The following is a 20198-nucleotide window of genomic DNA, read 5'->3' on the forward strand; positions in this document are numbered from 1 at the left end:
AATATCATCCTGATACTTTGTTATCTGACCAATTTCTGTTTGATCAGCTCAACCAACCCCTGATCACCAATGTGTTCCAGCATCTGTTCATACAGATCTGCGGGTACACAGTAGAATGCTGGCTGGTTGCGATTCAAGATTACCACCGGGTAGCCGTCACCGGCACTGACAGTAGCCATAGGATTCTTTTTGAGTTCACTGACACTGGCAGTCACATGACTATGAATGATGTTTGGCATATTTTCCAATCTGAGACCTGTTAACTGGTTTAATTTTATGCTGAATAGAGACCAGTTAACAAGGCCTTTAATAGGTTTTATCTCATAGATGTAGGCGATGTCACATTACTTAAAACCATCAGCATTACTAGGTGATTGGCTCTGTTCCATTTTTTTGATGCCTGGTGTGTGGCCTGCTTTGCCCCCAAAGCCTGCAAACATGTTACGGGTAGACTCTACTGCACCTTTCATCATTTGCGCAGCCTCACGACCTCCCAACCATGCAATGACGTAATCAGGTAGATATACCTGAAGGCTGAATGCTGACGAAACCAGCGTCGTACAAATTCGTGCGTAAATCATCAGAATTCCTATGATGCTGACTAATCCGGTGATGGAGTCTGCTTGGACATTAGCTAGTGCTGGAAGAAGTAGAATATTCAGCAAGGTACCAATAGCAACGACAACCAGGCTGGCAAAGAAAAACCCAAACACCATCAGGGAAGGGCGGATAGCAGCATCAATCAAAAATATGTAACCGTAGTTTGAGCGACTACCTTTATCTTCCTCTGTGCCTATATGTGTTGCAGCCCATAGCGAACCAGCAGTTGTACCAATTAAGACGCTTCCTAGCCATGACGTACAAGCCGTAATCCAGTAAATCAGAGGTATGAATGGAAGAAATATAGAGAGGGAAAATCCGACACTCAGCAGTATAAACAGGATGAAGTAGACAACTGGTGCTATGGACCCAATGATACTTTTGGCTATATAACCCGCACCTGAAACAGCATTAACCAATTTCCCTACGCCGGTTCCATTTCCCCAATCAACAATGGTTTTAGCGATAGTGAATGCTGAAAATGTGGTTTCAGCAATCCCCAGCGTATAATCACCTATGGCTTTCATTTTCAATAATGGGTTTACTTGCTCTGAGCTATCCTGATTCCCGCCTGTCATAACTGTATTGGCAATCCAAGCAGTAAATTGTTGCATTTTTGGCATTACTTTAATTATTGCTGAATTAGCCGATTGCACATCATCGAGGTTATCGTTCCCCGGCATATTTGCTGACCCAAGCGGCGGTGTAAACGTTGAGTTTTTCCTTTGTGCCAACAGTGCTGTTTTTATTTCCTCTTGTAGTCGGCCGACGCCTACTTCTCCGATACTTGACGGCCCGGTCACTATTGGGCTCTGATGAGCTACATCATTTACTTTCTGGTTAGCGGTAGCAAAGGATTGATACCAGGCACCGAGAGATATCCAGCCGCTTTGTTTGAGATAATTAGCGAGCGCTCCCCTGATAGTTCCTTCATTATTTACGGCTGAGGTTGCAGCGTTGATGGTGTCTTCATATTGCCTTGCTGCCTGCTGGATTTCTGATTCAACATCGGGAAGCTGGGATTGCACGCCATCCTGATAGCTGAGCCAGGCATTAACAAAGTTTTCCGCACTGGCTGAAAGCGTACTATTGATCGCGGTAAAAGCGGTGTTCTGTGCATTTTCCAGTGGGCCTGAGTTGATTGGAACACTAAATGAGAACCCAGAACTATTCTCTGTTGTTTCAGGCAGTCTCGCACTGCCACAGATTGCACTGCCATTCGTTATTCTAATTTCTTTCCCATCAGTCGAGTGTTGAACAGACATTTGCGGTGTGTTGCTGCTGCCGTTCTGATGCATTTGTGACTGCTCAGTATTTAATGCAACCTTACAGAGATACATATCAAAGATGCCCCGGGCGGCGGTGATAGTTTCACCGGCGACAGGCTGCATAATCATTGACTGACCGTCCATGATCGTATCGGCAGCTTTATCAGTGAGAAGATTAGCGCTCCCGACGCCCATAATCGAAGCCATCCATAAAAATGCCAGATTGGAAATCGACCAGCCGGATGGGGTCGGCACCAAAGCCATGAAACCGGCCAGGGAGGATACGGGGGCCATCATTGTGGTACCACGACCAAAAACCTTTCCCCGGTTGCCCGTCAGGACGGTAGCCCTAAGTGTGACCCCCATAAACCAGATAAAAGCGAGTCCGGCGATGATGCCGTTGAACACCCCGTAAAGTTGACCAATAAAGCTGATGTTCGCAGGTTGAAGCGGATTATTCACCACATCACCAAACACCATGACTAACAACTGACGGGACAAATCTGAGCTGCGCGTAGCTGCAGAGTTTATTGTGTCAAAAGTAACGCCGTCAGCAAATGCTGGCAGCGCAATACAGGCCAGCGCGATGGCTGACATAAAGAGAAGGATTTTTTTCATGGGGAGTTTCCGTAATACGGACAGGTGTAGTTCCCGGGGAGGGAGTAAGGCAATGCGAGATTTAGATCAACGTTGCTGCCAGCTGAAAATGTCCCGTAGCCAGTTGCCAGCGGCTTTCCATTCCGAGAAAGTTCCAAGCTGGCGGGTCTGCAACTGCCACAAGTGGTATTGATTTTTCAGTGCCCGAACGAACATCAGGCCGCTAAATCCTGCCAGCATGAACGACATGCTGAGGGTCCGGCCGAAAAGCATGCCTGTGAAAGGTATGCCAGAGATGAGCATCGCGACTGGCAGGAACAGGGCAAGCAGTGCCGCACCGCCAAAAAGCAAAAGCCAAATGCGCTTACTACGAAGGTAACGGCTTAAAAGCACTTCACGGGTCTGGCCACTCGCCCTGACTGCATCATCAAATGACAAGAGTTCGGTTGTCGATTCATCCTTTACCTGTTTCAGACGGCGGGCTTGTTCTGCCAGCTTACCGCCCGAATATTTCATAGCCCGCAGTATGCGGGCTGTTTCAGATAGAGGAAGTAACACATTGGCGGCACGGTAAGTTGCCTTGGTGAACCTCTGCCTGTTTTCACTTTGCTCTTTTTGAGGCTTGCGCGCTGGTTCTGACAACGGAAACAATACACTGGCTGCATGCCAGGCTGCTTTCATAATATTTTTCATCAGCGGGTTGCTCCTGCAGAGGCCTGTTGAAGTTTCTGTGCCAGGCGGGGTTCATAATACTGTGCGCTGCTCAGACTCAGTTGCTGGCCAGACAGAATGGCGTTCTCCTGCAGCTGCTGTTTAATGCCCAAAAGAAGGGCGTTCTGCTGGCTCTGAACGCGGATGGATTCGCGCATCAGGTTATCACCGTCCATATTTTGCAGGTCCGTTTGATAGTCAGTGTTGGCATAGCGGCGATTCACTTCAAACGACTCAAATTCGCGCAGGGACATCATGCCGGCGCGTTTGGCTTCAGCGGAGGCGTTCTGGTCATACCATGCGTTGCTGGACGGGGTTTGCAGGGTTTCAGCCAGTACGTCTTTGGTTGCCTCATTGGGCTGACTGGCGGCAACCATCGCCAGCTGTGGCTGCTCTGCCGCGCTCTGAATGGCGTCATGCTCGGTCATCATGCCGATGTACTGGCGACCGCTGTCTGTCTTGACCTCTCCTTTCTTCAGCGCTCGCCCCACATCGCGCCGCGATGAATTCTTCAGGTACATCATGGCCGCGTCGGTCTGTTCCTGGCTGAACGTCAGTTCCGGGGCTTTATCTTCAGCACCGGCACCGGCGAGTAGGGAACGAACCTGCTTGTCACCGCCGGGGAGATCGGAAACTCCGTTGCAGAGTTCCCCCCAGGCATCCGCATCTTCCTGTGTGCAGTAATTACGATGAATATCAGCTGTGGCAAACTGGCTCTGTTCCGGTGCTGCAGGTTTTGATGACAACACTTTTTTAATTGCCGCGTTGCTGACACCACCGCCACTGGCCAGACTGTTTTGCTTCGCTCCTGCCTGTCGTGCTATCTGCGAAGCTTGTCCGGACGCTGATTCACTGCAGATTGACTCCGGAACGGTGTAGCTGCGTCGCGCTTCCTCCAGGTTCTGCACCTGCTGTGCGTAAGTAGCATATTGCTGCATGTTCTCTGTGGACTGCTGGATCATGGCTGCAATTTTGTCGTTTCCGGAGCTGACAGCGCCCCCAATCTGCTGATTGGTGCTGAGAATGCTGCCGAGCGTGCCGTTTGCGGTCGATAACTGGGGAACAACCTCCAGTGTTATCGGTTTGCTGGTAATGACTTCAACGGGATAGGCGAACGCCTGAGACACAGGCAGCATCACACCGCCTATGCAGGCAGCCAGTATGAGTTTTTTCATGGGAGTCTCTGTATTAGATTTGCAGGCCGCGAGCAGCGATAAGCTCGCTGGCCAGACGGTTAATCACGTTGCCGTGGTCAGTTTCTTTGGCTTCTTTTTGGCGAAGGTTAATCAGTTTTTCTGCGCTGCCGGTCGGGAAAGATTCGGCCAGAATGGCACGGGCTGTTCGTCCGTCGAGCAGGTCATACAGCTGATCGCGCAGCGCGGCATCTTTCGGGGTGGAGTTCAGCGCCCAGAGTTCTTTCGGGCCCAATGTGTTTTTGAGAATTTGCACCACCCGGCCCGTTTTCAGACGGAAACACGCCAGGAAGTGAGTGCCGCTTCCGTCGGGTGATGCGCCGGAGCCAATATGGCGGAATGCCAGCGCGGTGTGCATCGGCACGCCAAAATGCTCCGTCAGAAGCGGCAAGTCTTCATGGCTGATTTGCATCAGATACAGGCTATTAGCGGACTTCAGGATCTCATGCGGGAAGTGGTTGAGATACTGTGAACTGAGGACGGTACGGATAAAGAATTTACGGTTTTCCAGATCCTGAGTGACCAGTTTGCTCATAATAAAAGGAATATCCTTTGCGTTATGAAGCTCATCATAGATTTTGGTTTTAACCTCCTGTGCCAGCTGCGTCAGGCGTTCGTGATGGAAAGGGCGGTACATTTCTGGTAGGTGGCTCATCAGTTCGTTACGGTACTGCGGTAACTCAAAGTGTCCAGCGGCCAGTTGCCCTGCATAAAGGTACATCAGCCCGGTTTTCACCTGACCGGCGCGGGTTTTGCCACCGACCACGTTGTTCAGATCGATGGCAATCACACGGGTATCCGGGTTGAGCTCGAAGACTGTGCGGCCAGCCAGCATTTTATACGTGCGCAGCGCATCAGACAGACAGCGTTCAATGTAGCTCAGCAAAGACTCACCGCTGCCGTGGCGGGTAATGGTTCCATATCTGGAAAGCACGTCGGCATCATTAAGGTAAAGCTGCAGGTCGCTCAGCTCAGGCATGGCCTGATAGTGCGCCCGTGAGGCGGCCTTCAACTCACCTTTTTCAAACAGCAAATCCCGGACTTCAAACCAGGTCGTCTTCTGCCACCAATGTGCATCATACTCATGATTCAGCCCTGTCTTCTCCAGTGCCGTATCGACGAGGGGCTCTATCGTCGGGGCATAACGTACCGGGTCCTTGTCGGCGTTGTTGTCAAATGCGGTTTCGATAACGGTCGTCAGGATTTGCCGGCAGTCCTGCGCGTTGGGTGGAATACCGGTTTCTGGATCAACGCAAAGTGCTTCACAGATATTAACCATAAACTCTAATTCGGGTGTCAGGGGGTATTTCATACCCAACTGGACATCGAACGGGTTTTTGCAATGCTCGCGGCTGTTTTCCAGAACCAGGCCGACGACCTCATGTTTGCGATCGGGCGGCAGCGCATCACGCACCAGTTTGACCAAACCCTGTGCACCAAAGCCTTTATCCACATAGGAGAGGAAGGGAATATTGTTTTGCCCGGAAAATAAAATGGCTTCGCTGAGCGCGCCAAGTGCAACGGTCTTACCCGTACCCGGCTCGCCAGCTACAATTTCGGTAAATTTCGTTTGCAGGCTACTTGCTAGTTTCACCGGGTAAGGTTTTCCGTCCGGTGTTGCAAACACAATGCTGGCATCGTCTGCCCAGGGGGTGGCCGGTCGCTGCAGGGGTAGTAATGCCAGCGCGGCTGAAAGCGGAGGAAACATCAGCGACGGAATACTCAGCGTATTGGCACCGGTGAGTGTTGAGACCCATGCGCCGATGGGATCACCAAACGTACCGGTCACCTCGCAGACTCCCCAGGACTGTAAACCCTTCTGCAGCAGCGTGCGGTTACGCTTAACCACCTCTTTTGAGCGACCCCACGTACTGGCACAGACCGTCATGACGCACACGGGATCGCTTTTGCCTGCATGCTCCAGCCACTGAACGGAGTTATAGACAGAACGAAGCGGAGGTAGAAGGGCAGCCATACCCAGTACCATTTTTTTACCGCCGAGAACTTTTAGCCCATTGGGCATCAGGTCCATACGAATACGCCAGGGAAGCCGGCGACTCATTTTACTGAACAACTCGCTGAAGGTTTCCGGCTGCTGCGGGCCGAGGGACAGTGCAAGCGTCGCATGCCAGTGGCCATCAAGATGAACAAAGCTGCCATCTGCCTCCGGTTCACTATTAAATATTTGATAGTTAAGGTGCGGGGCCAGCAGCATCGAATGGTCCTGGCCTTTGGGTAACCCGTGTGGCCATTTTATATCGCCAGGCAGGAAAGGTTTCCAGTCTGGCGAGGTACTGTCACGTTCAACTTCTTCGCGCAGGTGGAAGCCAAATTCGCGGGCATTCATCAGACGAATACGCGTGCCAAAATCACCGTTGCCAAACTGATTTTCCAGCGTGGTCACGAAGGTATCGTGGCGGATTTTCAGGCCTTCCAGCTCATGGAACAACGGATTCTGGCCGTAACGCGCGCCAGGCGCTGCTTTCAGTATCGCATCCCTGCGTTTCTCTTCATCCCTGCGTTCGGATGTGGCCAGCGCTTCTTTCGAGGTGTACACCACAAGAAAAGCACGCTCCCGGGCGACGAACGGTGCCAGTTTCTCAATACGCTCGTCCAGAATGTCAGTCAGGTCGAGGCCCATACGTCGGAGGCCCCGGTATTGGTGTGCCAGCAGTTTACGCAGCTCTTCGCGTGCCTTGTCTGGATCACGCTCAAACACAAAGCTGAGTTTATGGCCAACGGTCTGAAATTCGCTGGTCAGCAACGTTTGCAACCGGTCGATATAGCTACTGAACAGCGCCTTATCGCGTTTTTCTTCTTCAGTAATAGCCTGTTGTTCGTTGAACTGGCAGTAAGTCCCTTCAACTTCGAACACGCTGGCATAATGTCCTTCCTCAGTCACGAAGATATAAGACGCCTCCATATCCGGGCGGCGCTTTTTGTCATCGTCGGTGAGACCGATTGTGGTACGCAGATCGCAGTAGCGCGTAAAGTCCTGCCCCAGCGCGTAGCGGGAAGCATAAGCCAGCGCCTCTTCCACGCATTCAAGCGCGGAGACTAATGGATTTTTCATAGGTAGTTGTTCTCGGACTATGTCAGTTCTGACTGCGGTACTGATTTAACAGGGAAAGCCAGGTCGATGGCTTTATCGAATCAGCGGTGATATTGCCGGAAATCAGCTCAGGGTTTGGGATAAGTGCGATGTGCCTGAGACGTTGCTGTAGGTCTTCGCGCAGGCGATCCCGTGCCTGCAGTAGCGCCTGACCAAACTCACCGGGATGACAGGTCCCCCAGAAGGCTTCGGCTTCTGCGCGATGCTCTGCCAGCCAGCGGAGAATAGTTGTAGCACCCTGTTTCTGGCGTTTATCCCCCTGTTGTCTGGCGATGCTCACCGTTCTGAGCAGATGACTGATGTCTGCCGGCGAAAGCTCAGGGAGGTAAACCATGACACCATCATTAGCACCCAGGTTATTGAGGTGACGACTGCAGGCGCATACCGGACAAGCTACGCCAAGGTTGGTATCTGCCGTGTCCTCCGGATTACTGTTTCGAAATATCAGGGCGTTATGCTTACTGGTGTAGCCGCAAAAGTCACAGCAGTCGTCGGTAAGCTTTCTGGCCCTGCGACGTATTGCTGGGGAATGAACCGCGCTTTCATGGCCCCATATTTGTTGCTCAATGCCAAAATTTTGCTGTCGGCGCGGCAGCGTCAGACGCAGCAGTTCGACATTGATATTAGCCCAGCGGCGAAAAGCCTTCAGGAGTCGTTCTGTCAGCGGCACCTGCGGGGTACTCTGTTTTATTGCCTTCAGGTGTTCTGTGAGCGGTGTCAGAGGTAAAAGCACAACGTCGCAGTCATAACCTGCCTCATGACGAGTCATGCTGCAGTAATAAAAGTGGCTGACCAGCGGTGTGAGCAACTGGCAGAGGGTGAGATTATCTGGCTCATCAAGCTGGATAGCTGGGGTGTCTGTGTCGCCGTCATCACCGGGCAGACAGGGCTCCAGCGTAACGGGGAACAGGGCACTCACGTTTTCCGGGAACAGGTTCACGTGTTTGGACTCCTTCTGTCTGATTGAAACCCCGGTGCAGGTGCACCGGGGGATGGCGATTTAGCCCACATCAACCGGATTCAACTGGATAGTGCTCTGGCCTTTCTTGATGAACTGATCGATGGCAATAAGGATGAAGCCAGCACCAAACGCTGTCAGCACCCAGCCCCATGAGATTTGGGGATTTTTCTTCTTAGCTACCCAAAGGATCACCCCTACAATTACGAGGCCGATGCCACCAAATTTGGCCAGTTTCAGCAGGCTTTTTCCTGAGTTGTCTGCACCATCAGCTACGCCGTCCAGCATTTCGAAAATACCGTCGGCAGCATGGGCTGGCAGTGTCACAGTACCCAGACCCGCGACGAGTGCAGATGTCAGACGCACTTGCAGGGAAGACAGTGCCAGCCAGAGACGGACGGAAACAAACAGAGAAACATTACGCATTTTGACTACCTCATTGTTGTTGAATTAATTCCAGGTCAGACCCAGTGTTTTTTGCAGTGCATTCAGTAATTCGGGGTTACAGGCCAGCAGGATGCCGGTGATGGCCATGACCAGGCCTGTGCCGATGTCTTCACGGGCGGACAGGCCTGTATGGCCGTCAACCAGAGAACGCCGAGCGCGAACCACACCCATGTAAAAGAACAGCACGCCAACTGCCCGCAACAGCGTGAGGACAGCATCAATAGCCAGTTTTGCCTGCCCCATGGAGTCCGGGGCATAGGCGATCGCGTCGAATGACACATCACCAAAGCTCAATGTGTGCGCGGCCTTGTTCATCATCTGTTGCAGGGCGATAAGTGCGCCGCCTAGGCAGACTGAGGCCAGCGCTTTCACGCTGCTTGTGGGCTTGCCGCTGCGTGAATTGCGGACTATGGATACCAGCGTGGCAATACAACCACCCAGGCCGAACATAAATCCCAGAGCAAGAACAAGTCGTATCCCGCTGGTCTTTAGGCCATCAGCCACATGGACCAGGATTTGAATGGCGTCCATCAGCCCCCCTGGTGAATTACACCTTTGTCAGTGACGACAACCCGGCGCTGGGTATCGATGCTGCGAATAGTCATGCCTTGCAGAACATCTCCAGCCTGAACGGACCAGGTACTACCGTTGTGTGTTATCCACGCCATGCCGGGATACACCGTGTTAACTCGCCAACCGGTAACGCCGGTGGTTTTGGATAGTGTTGATGGGGGGCGGGAGGTTTTTTTAATCGGAGTCACTTTTCCGGCTGTTGTTGGGATCGGTGATTGCGCAACGGGTTTTGCAGTCAGTGCGTGCAGCTGAGCTTCCAGTGCAGCCAGACGTTGTTCTACATTCCCTGTGCGCCCATTCAGTACCGTAATCGCCTCCCGGTTGGCGGCGCTGTACTGCTTCATTTCCTCTGAGTCAGTGGCTATGAAGGCGGGCGACGCGGGTGTGGAAATGGGGAGGGGGTGCGCTAACGAAATTGGCTCAGAAGTAGAGGCCGGTGTAACCGGCTGGGACACCTGCTGTGCGCGCTCATCCGGGATGAATGCCCGGGAGGGCGGTGAGTCTGGCCAGACGGCGTACACAGTGAGCGCAATGAGGGCCGCGCCAGCAACCAGTAGCGTGCTCAGGTCATAGCCGAAAAACTGGCGTTTCTTCGGTTTTTCGTCAGATACCTGAGGAGCAGAGGGTTCGGGTTCTTCTGTTGTTATGGTGTTATCTGTGGGCAACAGGGAAGCGTCCGGTGCAAGGTCCGGATCAAAATAGTCTTCTTTCATGGTGTGTCTCTTCAGGGGTGTGTTGCGGGGGCAAAGGTTCCGGCTGGCTGGATGCGCAGGCCTGCTGATGCGGCATCTGCCGTCGTGGTGGTTTCTTTATCGCTCTCTTTGACTGCGGTCATAAAGAGCAGGGCGACACTCTGGCCGCGATCGACGAGAACCTGCTTAACCGGCAGCTTCTGGGCATCGCTGGCAATGACCTGACCAGCCTGTTGAGCGGCACCGCCGAGGACTGTACCGGCAACGGCTGTTCCGTTTGGCATGCCGACGCGACCTTCGAGGGTGTTGTAGCCATTACTCAGGATCTGCGTATTAGCGCTGGCATAAAGTTGTCCACCCAGCCCGAGTCCGTGAGCCAGCGCGGGGAGCAGAATACGCGTGCCGTATCGGTTATTTACGCTGGATGCCACCGATGACTGCAACGTATCAGGCATTGCTGCCCAGACATCAATGCGCCATGTGTCCTTATTCCAGGTCATTTTGGTGAAATGAATATTGACGCCGTCACCTGCCAGCTGAACACCGTTAGCCATCAGCGTTGCTCCGGCATAGGGACCCGCAGGGATGTGAGCCAGCACCTGAGAGTTGGTGTTGTCAGAATCGACTGCCGTATCGATAACCCCACCTGGTCGGCTCCCTGCTGGGATCACCACATTGTCGGTATTTCTGGACGTGCTTCCTGATAGCGTCGCCGACGTTAGCGTCGGTGCCAGGCTCTCCGTCCAGCTTGCGTAAACACTCACCGGGGTTCCTCCCGGATTACCTCCTGCCTGACCACCAGTCATGCCGGTAATGCTGGCAATTTGTCCAGCAGGTGCGGCTCGCTGGATAACTAGCTCTTTCAGCATGGCTTCCAGAGCCTTCTTACGGTCCGGATCGATACCCGTCGGGGCGGGCTGTGATTGCTGAGAATACCCGGATGGTGTCGGTGTTTGCGGCGCTGGCAAAGGCACCTGAGATATTGGTGGAACCTGTCTCACAGTTCCTGAGCCGACAGAGGCGATGAAACTGGTGTTAGCTGCCTGTGCCTGTTTTGCACCTTCCGCATTATTCTCACGAAGTATTTCCCGGTATTGCGGGCTTTCTGCAGCGATTTTTCCAGAGCCGCCTGCGGTCTTATCTACGTTGATCCTAGAGGCTGGCGGAGGTGGTGTGCTTATCCACGAAACCAGCAGAAATCCGCCGGCAATCAGCGAAAAAATCACGGTTGCGATGATGATGCCGGTTTTTTTTACGTCCCGGCTGACGTCTTTTTCGGCGGACATAGTCACTCCAGTGAAATAGTCAGATACACCGTTTTTCCGGCGTGAGAGAACGCCACTTCTGGCGTCAGGGGCAATTTATAGAGCCAGGTACCGTCGCCGGAGGCTTGCGTCAGCTCGAATTCGTCACGAATTTCGTTGCGGGAGCGGATATAAAGGTCATCTCCCATCTGCCATACTTGCGTGTCCGGCAAAGTACCCTGAGTTTTCAGTCGTCGGGCCTCTTTAGGCGGAACGCCATCAAGGAAGGCCTGCAAGGTTGGATTATTGAGGCCAATCTTCGACTGACCGGCTGGCATTTTCTTCGCCTGAGGCCCGCGCTGTGGAATACGCAGATCCAGACGGCTATCGATGACTCGAGCTCCTGTGTCGTTGCCGGCCTCGCCGCTGTTGACATCAATGATCACCGGTACCGCCAGCCCCTTCAGATATGCCGTTACGTTTCCCCGGTCGTACTGGCGTTTTGCCTGTACGGTCATCACGCTACTGTCCGGTATAAAGCTCACAGCAAAACCATCCGGATTGCCGTTATAGGGCGGTGCTGCCAGGGGCCATGGTGCTCCCGTGTTATCCGTAAACATCAGGGTGCTAGCCTGATTCGTCGTGGTACGCAGGACCGGCAGGGAGGCTCCGGGAGAAAGATTAACGGTCAGCGTGGAAATGCGTGGAACAATATCGGCGGGTTGCCATGCTCGCCCTCTGCTCGCTTCATCCATCACTTTGCCTACCATTTCAACACCCTGGCGATTATCCAGAGGGTTGGCCTGGCTCATCGCCCATGCTTGGGCTGCAGTGGGGGGGGTGGGCGGTGGTGTCTGGAGCATCAGGGCAGTGATATCTGTTTGAGGGACTACAGGTTCGTTTTGAGGTGCTGTAGGTTTCGGTGCCGCTGGGATCTCGGTGGTTGGTGTATTACCCGTGCGGGCTGGTACCCAATCTGTCGCGAGTGCCGGGACTGCTGACAGCAGCATAACCACTGCAGTGAGAGTGAGATTTTTCATGAGAGTACCTGAGTAAAATTAGCGGGCATCGCGGGTGATGATTGATGCACCCTCAATCCCTTCCGGTTTGACGTTGACGTCAGTTCGTTGGACGCGCACGGTAAAAATAAAGTTCTGTGGTGGCAGGCTGCGGGTTTGACCATCCAGACTCAGTGTGACTGGATACTGTATGTCCCACATATAGGGACCGTTTTCTCCCTCGCGACCGCGTCGGTAAATTATGCCTTTGCGTGTGACGTTGGCTGACATGAGCATCTTGTCTTTAACCACTTTCTCAAACAGATTCGAATTTGTCAGGGCGCTGTAGTAGCTGGCAAATCCAGTTTCAGATAACTTTTGTTGCTGATTGCTTAGCTGTACCCGGTAGTTTTTGAAATCGAGCTGGAAAGCATCGCGGATCAACTTATCGCCAAATGCGATGACGTCATCATCAGAATATGCAGGTTCTGAAGTGGGGTGTTGCTCCAGTACGCTGCCTTTATAGGTAGCGAAGTATTTCGTCGGCGGGTTGGCTACTTTCCAGACCAGCCAGGCGTTAACCGGCCACTGCAGCAGGCTCACCGTGGCGGCGAGCAGTGCAACCTGGAGCGCCTTACGAGCAAAGGAGGCATTGAGCATTTTCTCTTTTTGCAGCTTCAGCGCTGCCATAAATGGCACAAGATGTTTATCGAACTCGATATCAGGATTTTCTTTAGCTACAGCCGAAGAAGCCTCTACTGGGGAGGCTGGATTCTTTTTCATCGTTGAATTACTTCCGTCAGTTCAGAGAAATGAAAGAGGAACTGCCGCCACTGGTCGCGGAACTTATCGGTGCAGAAGTGACAGACTGACTCTGTGGTGCGGGAACGTAAGAGCTATATGACGACAGATTGGCGGAGGAGGGTAAATCTCCCCACGGATCAATAGTGGACGGGACATAGTCATTAATTTTGTCTCGTGCCGCCTTGCAGATTTTCTGGCCAATCTGGTTCATCATATCTGCCAGATTAGGAAATGTGGGGGCGGTGATTGTGGTGGAAATATTTCCCAGACAGTCACCCAATGACGCCGAAACGTTGTTTTGACGTTGTGACCAGGCTTCAGCTGCAGCTTTAGCACGATTGTAGCCCGTCTCGCGGCCTACCTGAGCTGCGGTACCTGCACGGCAGGAGGTTGCCTCTGCAGCGGGAAGGCACGCTAGGAATAAAAGTGTGAAACAGAGTGTACGTCGCATCATGACCTCACATTGGCTGTGGTTGGATAGCCGGCTTTACCTGCGCACGGGGAGACTGAACAGGGTCTTCAGCCTTCGGTGGTGTATATGCCTGAGAGAACCCCAGTTTGCAGTGCAGGGCCGGCGGGATCTTTTCCGGAGTAACCAGTGGTACGGCAAATTTTGGCGCATCTTTTCCTTTCATTTGAAATGCAAAAGTGTCGAAATTAGCCGTGCCATTTTTCACCGTATTTACCGCTGAAGCATGCCCGATGAGGTGCACAGAACCGTTATCCTGAACGGTATTGAGCGCGAGATACGTATTGCCATTCCCGCCAGTGCAAATGCGAGCCAGTACGTTTCTAAGTTCTCCCTCATGGCGAATAATGCCCTGAAGATAATCACCATGCCCTTTCACCAGATGTGCCTGCAGCTCACCATCGGCGGCGAGCGCATGCATCACCACGGATCCGGCCGCTTTGGAATGAGGAGGGACCGGCGCATCAACCGGCGGTGTCCCTGGTGCGGGCTGACCTTTGCCATCCGGACCGGTGTACAGCAACCCGTGGCCACTGGCGTCAGGCATGGTAAGTGGTAGATTTGCTGCCTGAATGATCTGCTGTTGTAACTTCCAGAAAGCGTTACCGTCGTAGGCGGCAAGTTCCGCCGGTGCGACGGCGTTTCTGTCCTCAACAAGTAGCCGGTTGTCCATGACCGGGGAGACTGTCCAGTGGTTGCGATGGGTGTCGAGCCGTTCAAACCCAGTAACCTTACCGTCGGCATCTTTCACCGGCACGTTCACGGTGACCGGCTTCTTACCAAGGAATTGCAGTTTCACCATATCGCCGGGCTGCTTACCGCTGTCCTTCAACGCCTGCTCAAGCTCGACACCCCAGAAGGTTTTGTTACCGCCTTTGGTGCGCATCTGCAGATAAAAGCTGTCGGTTTTGGTTTTATCAAACTGGTATGGTGCTTTGCCAGCATCCAGCAGCTTGCCTGTGAGACCGGTGCGCAGCGTCTCTTTTTCAACCGTTGTCAGCTCCGGCGCAGCAGGTTGGGCGGGTGCTTCACTGGCCGCTGAGGCTGAAGGGGAGATCACCGGCGAATCAGCTGCAGCTTGTGCCGGGGCTGGCTCAACTGAGGGATTTGCGGGTCCGATATCCAGTCCGTTCTGTGGCACAGTATTCTCTGCCCGAGCTTTCAACAGTGCTTCGAACTGTTCACGTTGCTGTGGGTTTTTAAGGTGAACCTCAATGTTGTGATCTGCAATCAGCGCCATAGTCCTCTGGATAAACGCTTCGCTGCCAGTAATTTCTACTGCACCGCGCTGATTGGCTTTTGCGGAAAGCAGAGCCGCTAGGATCATGCGGTCATTCTCGCTGGCTTCAGGGGAGGCCATTACGATGCGATCGCCGTAATCACGGAAGGCATCCTGGCCATCGAGAGCGTATACCCACGTGCGGTCTTCCTGTCGGCTGCTGAGACCCTGCAGCAGTTCATCGAGATTGATACGCGGTACCGGATCTTCCTGCGGACTAACGTCACCGGCATGACGACCAAAGGTGAAGTTAAAGCCGTTCTCTTCGGCAGGTATATCCTGCGGTTCGGTCGGCGAAGCCGTATTCACTACTGGCGTTTCCCTGTCACTCAGTACCGGTAGCACTTCGGGATCCGGCGTTACGCCAACAGGACTCTCGGGCGGCTGCTGTGGTGATGGCTCGGGGGATGTCGGCAACGCATCTGGCGGTGAAATATTCGCGTCAGGTAAGGCGGCTGCCGGGTCAGCAAGAACGCCGATATCTGTCGGATGTTGACTGGCTTCAGTTGGCGCGGATTCGGTATCGCCGGGTTGCAATGTTGCATCAATAGACGCAATTCCTGCATCAAATGGTTGTGAAATTGCTATTTCTGGTTCGTTTTCTGCGTTAACCGGGGGTATTTCTGCATCAGATGGTGCAGGTGTGGCTTCAGTAGGTGCTGATACAGCTTCTGCCGGTTCGCTGCTGTTCTGCCCGACGAGGTGGTCTTCACTTTCCGGGGACTGTGAAGAAGACTCCTGCTGCATGTAAGCCGCATATTCTGCGATATCAGCAGGTTCCGGTAATTGCTCTTCAGGATCGTCCTGTCTGAGGTTGGTTTCTGGCATAGGATGTTCCTTTGTGAAGGTCTGACGCCAGTCAGGGAGTAAAGGGTCAAGAACTGGAGACAGCTGATCGCGTACGGCATCGAGTCCCCGTGATGAATGAATGTCGTTGAAATCGCTGAATGAACCGGTGCCGGCGAATGCCTGTGCGCGTTCACTTTCAGTAAATTGTGGGATGATATAGGTGCCATCAATAGCCGTTGCGGCCTCCCGAGCTTTATTGAGTCCTTTGTTATCGGTTTTCGTGAAGTCATCTTCGCCAAGGATGATGTGGGCCGCATCGGGATAAAGAGCTTTAAGGTTTCGTGACACCGTCACCATGTTGCCAGCGTCGACCGTCATCACAACCGGAGTCCCGGTGGCCTGATGCAGGCTTGCCGCAGTGGCATATCCTTCTGCATAGAGAATGGGGAGTTGTGGGTTTAGTTCGCCGCCAACGACGAAGTAATTACCGGTCTTCTCAGCATCCTTCTTCAGGTTTTTGGTACCGTCGGGCTTGATGTATTGCAGCGTGCGAAGTTCGCCGGCGGTATTGCGCAGCGGAATGACCAGATTGTCGTATTTATCTAGGCGAACCCCGTCTACTGCCGGCACACCTTTTCGGGCCAGGTAAGTGTGAGTATCCGGTGCCGGTGGCATCTTGCTCCATTGCCGCGCCAGGGTTTTGCCCATCTGCGCAAATTCCAGCTGAGATTGTATCTGCCGGTCCCAGCGCTTTTGGGCGGCCAGTGCCCGATGTTTTATTGCCTCTGCTGGGTCATAGGTATGTGAGCCGGTGGAGGTCCAGTTCACCTTGCCTTCGCTTGCCCGGTGATTCTCGTACCATCCAGCAGGTCGGCCATCCATGAATCCCTGATAAACACCAGAACCTCCGGGATAATCTCCATTTTTGTTTTTATGTTGTGAGGTGTTTTTTTGACCGTCAACATATACACGATGTTTCTTTCCATCCAATTCAGGTAAATCGCCAGCGGGAAATATAAAACCCGCATCCTGAAGCACTTGTGCAAATTCTTCTGCAGGCGTCAGATTATTGGTGGTGGTCTGGTTTGGTTGAGAGACGGTATTTTCAGGTACCCAGGGCTTTACCTTCTCAAGGTCGGCGTCTGGTTTTGCGAACCAGAGTTTTTCTGAACGATCATACTCAAGGGCATAATCTCCATCAGCAAGACGCCCGGCCGCGCGTAATGCGTCCTTTTTGTTATCCGGCATAATGGTGAGATAAGTACGTTTCTGCATTGTCATGTTCCTCTGTTATTCAAAGAACTTGCGATACCACCATGGACGACCTGTCAGGCGCTGTCCGCGAAGAAGATAGATGAGGCGCTGCCAGAGCACCGTGATGGTGAAGCCGAAGAAGGAGAGAAGCCGAAAGAAGAGGATGATGCCGGTGATAATGTACAGCGTGGTCGTTTCCGGCCACTGAAACCATGCGGCATACAGGGCAAAAAGCACGACCGGAATACCCAGTATTTCTAGTCGTCGCCCGGCATCGCGCCAGGGGCAAATATTCACATCGACATCCTCCGCTCCAGTTCGCGTCGGGTAATGACGGTCAGCACCTCGTGCTGACTGATGCGGCCCTGCTGATAAAGAGCCCAAGCCTTATCACTCATGCGAGCTTTACGTTCACTGAGATGGTTATCGATCCAGTCACGCCAGCGGGTATGATCCAGACGCCCCAGCTCTTCACGAACATCATCATCAAACACCAGATACTCCCTCACCGCCTGACGTTTGCCGTCGGTGGTCCGTAACAGTCGCTGGGCAATGATGTACTGCAGATTACTCAGCAGGTTGTGTGCCATCGCTTCCCTAAGTTCTGTCGGAACCAGCATCAAAGCGCGGGGAATGGTCTCTCCCGGGGAGTCGGTGTGCATGGTAGACAGGCAGAGGTGCCCGGACTGACCGTTCATGACTGCACCATAGAGAGTTTCGAGATCGCGTATTTCGCCCACGCCAATCACGCCCGGGGCGCGACGCAGTGAGAGCCGCAGGTGTTCAGCGAAGGAAGCCACATCGCGACCAATCTGCGATTGCTCCGGCATCAGGATGGCGTGCGGAAAGTTCAGCAGAAATTCAATCGGGTCTTCCGCAGTGACAATTTTGCGATCGGGATAATGCTGGGCGCAGTACTGATAAATAGCAGCCAGTAGCGTGGATTTTCCCGAACCTGTTTCGCCGACAACCAGACCTATGCCCTTGTGAGGCAGTAACGCCGGGAATAAATCATCTTCCAGTCCAAGGCTTTCGAGCTGCGGAATTACGGTTGGGATGGTTCGCAGAGTGAGTGCTGGCACCATGTCATAGTCACCGATAGTCGCCTGCACGAAGTTACAGCGAAAGCGCAGACGTTCGCCTCGCCCGAGCCCGTAACGGTTATAAATATCTCCGGTCAGTTGAAGGGCTCGGTCGACGCCTTTGCCTGATTTGAGGTCGCCTTTAATCTGCTCAGAAAATACATCATCCATCAAGCGAGCCAGTTGAGGCGGTTCAATGCGGAACTCGCTGGCCCGGACCTTACGACCATACAAATCAACAACCAGCGGACCTCCCCCCTGCAGGAAAATATCGGAAACATTGTTGTGAGAACAGTGGACAAGAAAGGACCGCAAGGCATCGCCGGTTATGCCACCGTGCTGATGGAAATCAAATGCCGGTAACATTATTGCGCCTCCTTGCGGATGACAGGTTTCCACTGCTTTTTATCCACGACAAAGCCTGCCGGATCCTGAATACGTTTCACCTTGTCACCAATCATCAGTTCATCACGTGTGCCGGTGACGCTCTGCTGGGTCTCTTTGATATCCGGTGCCTGAATAATGCCCTGCTGTAGCAGCGTGGAATAACGGAGCATGCCTGTGTAATCACGGGTCAAACGGTTGAAATTGGCTTCCAGCGTGCGATCGGCACTGAGACGGCCTTCCTCCCATCCACGACGCACGGCTTTTTCCCAGACGGCCTTCTCCTTGCTGTTTTTGGGGCGGACGCTGGCATCCGGTGCATCAATACGTTTGCTGGCAAGCCCCGGGAGGAGCCAGGTTCGCCAGCCCGGAGGGTTACTAACAAAGCGAGCCGGAACCAGAATGTTATAGGTGCGATACGCTGTGCGTATCTGATCCGGTGTGATATGTGCCATATCGGTCGCGGTGGCTATCACCGGCGGCATATAGCCCTGTCGGCTGATAAGCGGCCGGAAGTCGTACATATTGTTGAGCGTGGTGTCGCGGGCCGTCAGTATCTGACGAAGTTCCCAGGCTCGCTGAGCTTTACCTCCCTGAAACCCCACGGTCTGGCCAGCATCGTTGAGCATCTGCCAGACGGTATCGCTTAGCCCGTTAAAATCATTCACTGCCGGACTGAGGTAGTCCGCCATCTCAGATGGTGGGGCATCTTCGGCGAATGCGGGCAGCGTGCTGAATAGCAGTAAGCCTGCAAGTAGCTGTCGTTTCATGCGAGGCGGCCTCCTTTATCTGGAAGCGCAAAGTACAGGTGTAACTCCAGTGACTGCTGTTTCAGGCTGGCGCGCCAGCCAATTTGAGTTTCCAGCTGGCGGAGCAGGTTCTCAAACGTGATATTGTCGACATGAACGCTGACGGGCAGCGGTAGCCGAACCCCGCTGTATGCAAAATTAAGTCCGCGTTGACGGGCTAGCTGGGCGAGCAGTTCAATCGCATCACCTTCCCAATCAACGGAAACTCGCTGGCTGTTTGCTGTGATACTGGCGGGTATATGTGGAGCTTTCTGATTTAATGCACCCTTTAAATACAGTTCCTGTTGGATGGCTTGAAGCTGCGCGGAATTGGCTGATGCCGGTTGTAACGATGGACTTGGAGGGTGGGCTTGGCGGGCCTGACAACCAGACAGCAGAAAAAGGCCAAGCGTGGCCAGATACGATAATTTCATATAAATAGTTCCTGTATATCGGAGATAACCTGAGGGTTTATTGAGTATGGTTACCTTTCCATTAATATATAAACCAATGAAACAATAACTATGACTGACAGAATCTTAATGCCATAGATAATATTGACTAGGCTATTCTGTCAGAATAGTTGACCGAAAATCCTCCCAAGCTAAATCATAGTATTTTTGCAAATATTCAATCATTGTATTGAAGTCATGCAGAGCGCTTTCATCACACCCTGCCACCCGCAGCGTATTTCGTTGTTTGATAAACTGGCACTTTAATGAAATGGCTTATTTAATTTAAAAAAGACATCTTTATTGCGTTCACTACAGGCTAATAGAAGTTGCTTGAAGGTATTTTCAATATCATTCTTCCGTTCGCCTAAGTTTAACGTTGAAAGAGTGCTTTATATTAATGCCAGTATTTTTGTATTAATTTATATTTCATCATCACCTGCATTGAGAATGAGTGAATAATGTGAAACAGACATGAAATCTATTTTCTGTTACGGCTCTAAT

18 protein-coding genes are annotated in these 20198 nt (G+C 52.8%); all 18 read right to left on the bottom strand.

The window, feature by feature from the left end:
- Positions 1-20: 20 nt before the first annotated feature.
- Complete coding sequence (locus tag DJ39_RS16690) at positions 21-239, bottom strand: type II toxin-antitoxin system Phd/YefM family antitoxin (RefSeq protein ID WP_038251862.1); 219 nt, start codon at positions 237-239, stop codon at positions 21-23.
- A gap of 105 nt (positions 240-344) precedes the next feature.
- The gene (locus tag DJ39_RS16695; protein ID WP_004720832.1) at positions 345-2486 is read right to left on the bottom strand and encodes a DotA/TraY family protein; all 2142 of its coding nucleotides are present in this window, start codon (positions 2484-2486) and stop codon (positions 345-347) included.
- Between the two features lie 66 nt (positions 2487-2552).
- Positions 2553-3158 carry a conjugal transfer protein TraX gene (gene traX / locus DJ39_RS16700; RefSeq protein ID WP_038251864.1) on the bottom strand — a complete coding sequence of 202 codons (606 nt, stop codon included), beginning with the start codon at positions 3156-3158 and terminating at the stop codon, positions 2553-2555.
- Entirely contained in the window at positions 3158-4351 is a 1194-nt protein-coding gene (gene traW / locus DJ39_RS16705) for a conjugal transfer protein TraW (RefSeq protein ID WP_004720831.1), read from the bottom strand. The genes traX and traW overlap by 1 nt, the downstream gene beginning before the upstream one ends.
- Positions 4352-4364: 13 nt before the next feature.
- The gene (locus DJ39_RS16710) at positions 4365-7442 is read right to left on the bottom strand and encodes a conjugal transfer protein (RefSeq protein WP_038251865.1); all 3078 of its coding nucleotides are present in this window, start codon (positions 7440-7442) and stop codon (positions 4365-4367) included.
- Positions 7443-7464: 22 nt separating this feature from the next.
- Positions 7465-8421: a hypothetical protein gene (locus DJ39_RS16715; protein WP_004720829.1), complete on the bottom strand. Its 957-nt coding sequence runs from the start codon at positions 8419-8421 to the stop codon at positions 7465-7467.
- Positions 8422-8481: 60 nt separating this feature from the next.
- Positions 8482-8865, bottom strand: coding sequence for a DUF6750 family protein (locus DJ39_RS16720; RefSeq protein WP_004720828.1), 384 nt, complete (start codon positions 8863-8865; stop codon positions 8482-8484).
- 24 nt (positions 8866-8889) lie between these two features.
- The gene (gene traQ, locus DJ39_RS16725) at positions 8890-9417 is read right to left on the bottom strand and encodes a conjugal transfer protein TraQ (RefSeq protein WP_038251868.1); all 528 of its coding nucleotides are present in this window, start codon (positions 9415-9417) and stop codon (positions 8890-8892) included.
- Positions 9417-10124, bottom strand: a complete 708-nt coding sequence (locus tag DJ39_RS16730; RefSeq protein ID WP_155115565.1) for a hypothetical protein — start codon at positions 10122-10124, stop codon at positions 9417-9419. Before DJ39_RS16730 ends, traQ begins: the two co-directional genes overlap by 1 nt.
- Before the next feature lie 59 nt (positions 10125-10183).
- The gene (gene traO / locus DJ39_RS16735) at positions 10184-11437 is read right to left on the bottom strand and encodes a conjugal transfer protein TraO (RefSeq protein WP_004720823.1); all 1254 of its coding nucleotides are present in this window, start codon (positions 11435-11437) and stop codon (positions 10184-10186) included.
- 2 nt (positions 11438-11439) lie between these two features.
- Positions 11440-12435 (bottom strand): DotH/IcmK family type IV secretion protein, encoded by a 996-nt coding sequence (locus tag DJ39_RS16740; RefSeq protein WP_038251870.1) that lies wholly within the window; start codon positions 12433-12435, stop codon positions 11440-11442.
- 18 nt (positions 12436-12453) lie between these two features.
- Entirely contained in the window at positions 12454-13176 is a 723-nt protein-coding gene (locus DJ39_RS16745) for a DotI/IcmL/TraM family protein (RefSeq protein WP_004720818.1), read from the bottom strand.
- Between the two features lie 16 nt (positions 13177-13192).
- On the bottom strand, positions 13193-13651 hold the full coding sequence (locus DJ39_RS16750; RefSeq protein ID WP_049688154.1) for a hypothetical protein: 459 nt from the start codon (positions 13649-13651) through the stop codon (positions 13193-13195).
- Positions 13652-13655: 4 nt separating this feature from the next.
- Positions 13656-17009, bottom strand: a complete 3354-nt coding sequence (locus DJ39_RS16755) for an LPD7 domain-containing protein (RefSeq protein ID WP_004720815.1) — start codon at positions 17007-17009, stop codon at positions 13656-13658.
- Between the two features lie 15 nt (positions 17010-17024).
- Complete coding sequence (gene icmT / locus DJ39_RS16760; RefSeq protein ID WP_038251874.1) at positions 17025-17285, bottom strand: IcmT/TraK family protein; 261 nt, start codon at positions 17283-17285, stop codon at positions 17025-17027.
- Positions 17282-18436, bottom strand: a complete 1155-nt coding sequence (gene traJ / locus DJ39_RS16765; protein WP_004720814.1) for a plasmid transfer ATPase TraJ — start codon at positions 18434-18436, stop codon at positions 17282-17284. Before traJ ends, icmT begins: the two co-directional genes overlap by 4 nt.
- A complete protein-coding gene (locus DJ39_RS16770; protein ID WP_038251876.1) occupies positions 18436-19224 on the bottom strand; it encodes a type IV secretory system conjugative DNA transfer family protein in 789 nt (262 codons plus the stop codon). The genes traJ and DJ39_RS16770 overlap by 1 nt, the downstream gene beginning before the upstream one ends.
- Positions 19221-19676: a DotD/TraH family lipoprotein gene (locus DJ39_RS16775; protein WP_004720812.1), complete on the bottom strand. Its 456-nt coding sequence runs from the start codon at positions 19674-19676 to the stop codon at positions 19221-19223. The genes DJ39_RS16770 and DJ39_RS16775 overlap by 4 nt, the downstream gene beginning before the upstream one ends.
- Positions 19677-20198: the final 522 nt, after the last annotated feature.

Origin of the sequence: Yersinia ruckeri ATCC 29473, assembly GCF_000754815.1 — a bacterium.
In the GTDB taxonomy this organism is placed as follows: domain Bacteria; phylum Pseudomonadota; class Gammaproteobacteria; order Enterobacterales; family Enterobacteriaceae; genus Yersinia; species Yersinia ruckeri.

Excerpts from the sequence above, each read along its gene's own strand:
- DJ39_RS16695 (WP_004720832.1), bottom strand. The coding sequence starts at position 2,486 with ATGAAAAAAATCCTTCTCTTTATGTCAGCCATCGCGCTGGCCTGTATT.
- DJ39_RS16745 (WP_004720818.1), bottom strand. The coding sequence starts at position 13,176 with ATGAAAAAGAATCCAGCCTCCCCAGTAGAGGCTTCTTCGGCTGTAGCT.
- traQ (WP_038251868.1), bottom strand. The coding sequence starts at position 9,417 with ATGGACGCCATTCAAATCCTGGTCCATGTGGCTGATGGCCTAAAGACC.
- traO (WP_004720823.1), bottom strand. The coding sequence starts at position 11,437 with ATGTCCGCCGAAAAAGACGTCAGCCGGGACGTAAAAAAAACCGGCATC.
- traX (WP_038251864.1), bottom strand. The coding sequence starts at position 3,158 with ATGAAAAATATTATGAAAGCAGCCTGGCATGCAGCCAGTGTATTGTTT.
- DJ39_RS16710 (WP_038251865.1), bottom strand. The coding sequence starts at position 7,442 with ATGAAAAATCCATTAGTCTCCGCGCTTGAATGCGTGGAAGAGGCGCTG.
- DJ39_RS16720 (WP_004720828.1), bottom strand. The coding sequence starts at position 8,865 with ATGCGTAATGTTTCTCTGTTTGTTTCCGTCCGTCTCTGGCTGGCACTG.
- DJ39_RS16740 (WP_038251870.1), bottom strand. The coding sequence starts at position 12,435 with ATGAAAAATCTCACTCTCACTGCAGTGGTTATGCTGCTGTCAGCAGTC.
- DJ39_RS16775 (WP_004720812.1), bottom strand. The coding sequence starts at position 19,676 with ATGAAATTATCGTATCTGGCCACGCTTGGCCTTTTTCTGCTGTCTGGT.
- DJ39_RS16750 (WP_049688154.1), bottom strand. The coding sequence starts at position 13,651 with ATGATGCGACGTACACTCTGTTTCACACTTTTATTCCTAGCGTGCCTT.
- traJ (WP_004720814.1), bottom strand. The coding sequence starts at position 18,436 with ATGTTACCGGCATTTGATTTCCATCAGCACGGTGGCATAACCGGCGAT.
- traW (WP_004720831.1), bottom strand. The coding sequence starts at position 4,351 with ATGAAAAAACTCATACTGGCTGCCTGCATAGGCGGTGTGATGCTGCCT.
- DJ39_RS16755 (WP_004720815.1), bottom strand. The coding sequence starts at position 17,009 with ATGCAGAAACGTACTTATCTCACCATTATGCCGGATAACAAAAAGGAC.
- DJ39_RS16770 (WP_038251876.1), bottom strand. The coding sequence starts at position 19,224 with ATGAAACGACAGCTACTTGCAGGCTTACTGCTATTCAGCACGCTGCCC.
- DJ39_RS16690 (WP_038251862.1), bottom strand. The coding sequence starts at position 239 with ATGCCAAACATCATTCATAGTCATGTGACTGCCAGTGTCAGTGAACTC.